Source organism: Saccharomonospora iraqiensis subsp. iraqiensis (genome assembly GCF_000430445.1).
In the GTDB taxonomy this organism is placed as follows: Bacteria; Actinomycetota; Actinomycetes; order Mycobacteriales; family Pseudonocardiaceae; genus Saccharomonospora; species Saccharomonospora iraqiensis.
The window spans coordinates 13,440-17,064 of record NZ_KE387119.1 but is presented as its reverse complement, the minus strand read 5'-3'; the positions used below and the strand labels follow the sequence as shown (position 1 = coordinate 17,064).

Genomic DNA, 3,625 nt, shown 5'->3' with positions numbered 1-3,625 from the left:
CGACGGACGCGGCCGCGTCGGGCGGGCGTGTGCGCACCAGCCGCGAGGAGCACCGCGTGGTGGTGATCGGGTCCGGGTTCGGCGGCGGGGTGACGGCCCTGCGGTTGGCGCAGGCCGGGGTGCCGGTGCACGTGCTGGAGCGGGGGATCCGCTGGCCGACCGGGCCGAACGCGGAGACGTTCCCGCACGCCACCAGCCCGGACAAGCGGGCGTTCTGGCTGGGTTCGCCGCTGTCGCTGCCCGGGCTCGGCCAACTGCCGGTGCCGTTCGAGCCCTACACCGGGCTGCTGGAGCGGGTGCCCGGCCGGGGCATGGACATCATCTGCGCCGCCGGGGTCGGCGGCGGGTCGCTCGTCTATCAGGGCATGACGTTGCAGCCCACCGCGGAGGTGTTCCACGCGACTCTGCCCGAGCAGCTGGACTACGACCGCATGGACCGCGACCACTACCGCCGGGTGGCGCGGATGCTGCGGCTGGAGACCGCCCCGGACCGTCTGATCGACAGCGAGACGTACACGGCGGCCCGGGTGTTCGCCCGCAACGCCGCCCGGGCCGGGTACGCCGTCGACAAGGTGCCGATGCCGATCGACTGGGACTACGCGCTGGCCGAACTGGACGGCCGGATGACCCCGTCCTACACCAACGGTGACTGCGCGTTCGGCGTCAACAACGGCGGCAAGCACTCGGTCGACGTCACCTACCTCGCCGAGGCCGAGGCCACCGGCCGGGTCACGGTCGCCACGCTGCACCACGTGACCGAGGTGGCCCGGGCCGCGGACGGCCGGTGGCAGGTGTTCGTCGACCGGATCGGCACCGACGGCACGGTGTGGGAGAAGAAGATCCTCACCACCGACGCGCTGGTCATGGCCGCGGGCACGACGGGAACGACCCGGCTGTTGATGCGCGCGCAGGCGCGGGACCGGATCCCGGACCTGCCGGACGGTCTCGGGGAGAACTGGGGATCCAACGGCGACCGCATCCACACCTGGACCAACCTGGCCGACGACTTCGGTTCCCCGCAGGGCGGGCCGGTTGTGTACAGCAGCAAGGAGTGGCACGACCCGGCGTCGGCGAACACCGTCATCCAGGCGTCGCTGCCGCCGCTGCCGAACCTGCGCACCACGATGCTGGTCGGCTACGGCGTCAGCCCGGACCGCGGCCGGTTCCACTACGACCCGCACGTCGACGACGTGGTGCTGCACTGGCCACACGGCGGGGACGCCGCCCTGGCCCGGCGCATCGACACCCGGATCGGGGAGATCGCGGGGTTCGGCTCGGTGGAGCTGGACACCACCTCGCTCTACCCGAACACGTGGCACCCGTTGGGCGGCGCGTCGATGGGCACGGTCTGCGACCTGGCCGGCCGGGTGCGGGGGCAGCGCGGGCTCTACGTGCTGGACGGGGCGCTGCTGCCGGGCACCGCCGCGGCGTGCAACCCGTCGATGACGATCGCCGCGGTGGCCGAACGGGCGACCGACGAGCTGATCGCGCGCGACGTCGGCACGGTCTTCTGACACGCGTGAACACGCCTGACCCGCCCGGCACGCCGAGGGCGGGTGGTTACGGGGTGCCCGCTACGGGGAATGTGTGGGGCGGCTGATCCGTTGAGTGGAGCGGGGCCATTCGTGTGTTGGCCCCGCGCGTATCGAGGACGTGAACGACGGAAACGAGGACGGCACTGCCCATGGCACAGGTTCCGACCATCACCCTGAACACCGGCGCGGAGATGCCGCGGCTCGGCTACGGCGTCTTCCAGGTCCCGGCCGACGAGGTGTTCGAGCCGACGCTGGAGGCGCTGCGGGCGGGCTACCGCAGCATCGACACCGCCACGATCTACGGCAACGAGGAGGGCGTCGGCAGGGCGATCGCCGAGTCGGGCGTGCCCCGGCAGGAGCTGTTCGTCACCACGAAACTGTGGAACGACAGCCAGGGCTACGACACCACGCTGGCCGCGTTCGACGCCAGCCTGGCCCGCCTCGGCCTGGACTACGTCGACCTGTACCTGATCCACTGGCCGATGCCCGGCCAGGACCGCTACGTCGACACCTGGAAGGCGTTCGAGAAGCTGCACGCCGAGGGCCGCGCCCGCGCGATCGGGGTGTCCAACTTCCACTCCACGCACCTGCGGCGGCTGTTCGACGAGACGAGCGTGGTGCCCGCGGTGAACCAGGTCGAGCTGCACCCGAACCTGCCGCAGGCCGAACTGCGTGCCTTCCACGCCGAGCACGACATCGTCACCGAGGCGTGGAGCCCGCTGGGCCAGGGCAAGGGCCTGCTGGACGAGCAGGTGCTGGTGTCGCTGGCCGAGAAACACGGCAAGACCCCGGCGCAGGTCGTGCTGCGCTGGCACTTCGAGCTGGGCAACGTGACGATCCCGAAGTCGGTCACCCCGTCGCGGATCCGGTCCAACCTGGACATCTTCGACTTCGCGCTCAGCGAGGACGACATGGCCGCGATCGCGGCGCTGGACACCGGCACCCGCGTCGGCCCGGACCCGGACGCCTTCGGCGCCTGAGCAGTCCGCCCGGCACCCGAGAACGCCCGGTCGCGCCCGGGTGGAACAGCCGCACACCGCGCCCGTTCCACCCGGGCGCGTTCGCGTACCGGGCCTCCTCGGCGGACCCCCGTGAGGGGGTTCAGACCTTTTTTCCGACGCCGCCGTAGACGATGGCGTCGGTCTCGTTGCGCGGCACCGGCCCGTCGGGCCACCAGTCGGCGGCGGGCACCAGCCCCGGTTCCACCAGTTCCAGCCCGTCGAAGAACGACCGCACGTGGTCGTACTCGCGGAAGTAGCCCGAGTTCATGCCCTTGTCGCGGATGCCGCGGCGCAGTTCGTCGACCATCGCGCGGCCGCTGCCGTCCGGGTCGTCGGCCGCGGGCGGGTAGGTGATGTGGGTCAGCGCCACGTAGCTGCCGCGCGGCAATGCGTCCACATAGGTCCGCATGACGTCGGCGACCGGGCGGGGTTCGTCCGGTTCGTGGTGCAGGGTGAAGCACTGGATCATCGCGATCGGCCGGTCGAAGTCGAGCAGCCGCCGCACCGCCGGGTCGTTGAGCAGCGTGTCCGGGTCGGTGAGGTCGGCGGCGACGAACACCGACCGGTCGTTGTCCTCCAGCAGCGCCCGGCCGTGCGCCTGCACCGTCGGGTCGTTGTCGCTGTAGACGACGCGGGCCTCCGGGTTGAGCCGCTGCGCCACCTGGTGCACGTTGTCATCGGTGGGCAGGCCGGAGCCGCAGTCGAGGAACTGGTCGATGCCGGCGTGGCGGGTCAGCCACCGCACGACCCGGTGCAGCCAGCGCCGGTTCGTCATCGCCGAGGCGTACGGGTTCTTGAAGGTCTCCTCGAGGAACTTCACCACCGCCAGGTCGGCGGCGTAGTAGTCCTTCCCGCCGAGCAGGTAGCTGTAGGCGCGGGCCACGCTCGGCGTGTTCGGGTCGATCGTCGCCACGTCCGGTGTGGTGTCGGCTGAGTCCACGGGTGTGATCCCCTGTTCGTTCGGTGTCCGGTGCACCCCCTGCGGGGATCATGATGGCGCACCGGCGGGCGGCGTGGGGCCGGAGTCGGTGAACGGTCGACGACCGGCTCCCGGCGGGCCGCCCGCCGCCCGCTCCCGACCGGCCGGCG

The 3,625-nt window shown here is 71.8% G+C and carries 3 protein-coding genes; 2 read left to right on the top strand and 1 reads right to left on the bottom strand.

Translation table 11 applies throughout. The features are described 5' to 3' along the window. Together ACTIR_RS0117600 and ACTIR_RS0117595 are read left to right on the top strand one after the other, a co-directional pair. The coding region (locus ACTIR_RS0117600; RefSeq protein WP_233345936.1) for a GMC oxidoreductase at nt 1-1,514 on the top strand (1,514 nt) is incomplete at its 5' end. Between the two features lie 170 nt (nt 1,515-1,684). Then, nucleotides 1,685-2,515 (top strand): aldo/keto reductase, encoded by an 831-nt coding sequence (locus tag ACTIR_RS0117595; protein ID WP_026455263.1) that lies wholly within the window; start codon nt 1,685-1,687, stop codon nt 2,513-2,515. Between the two features lie 121 nt (nt 2,516-2,636). Here the strand turns inward: ACTIR_RS0117595 and ACTIR_RS0117590 are convergent, their stop codons facing one another. After that, entirely contained in the window at nt 2,637-3,476 is an 840-nt protein-coding gene (locus ACTIR_RS0117590) for an SAM-dependent methyltransferase (RefSeq protein ID WP_034240756.1), read from the bottom strand. Nucleotides 3,477-3,625: the final 149 nt, after the last annotated feature.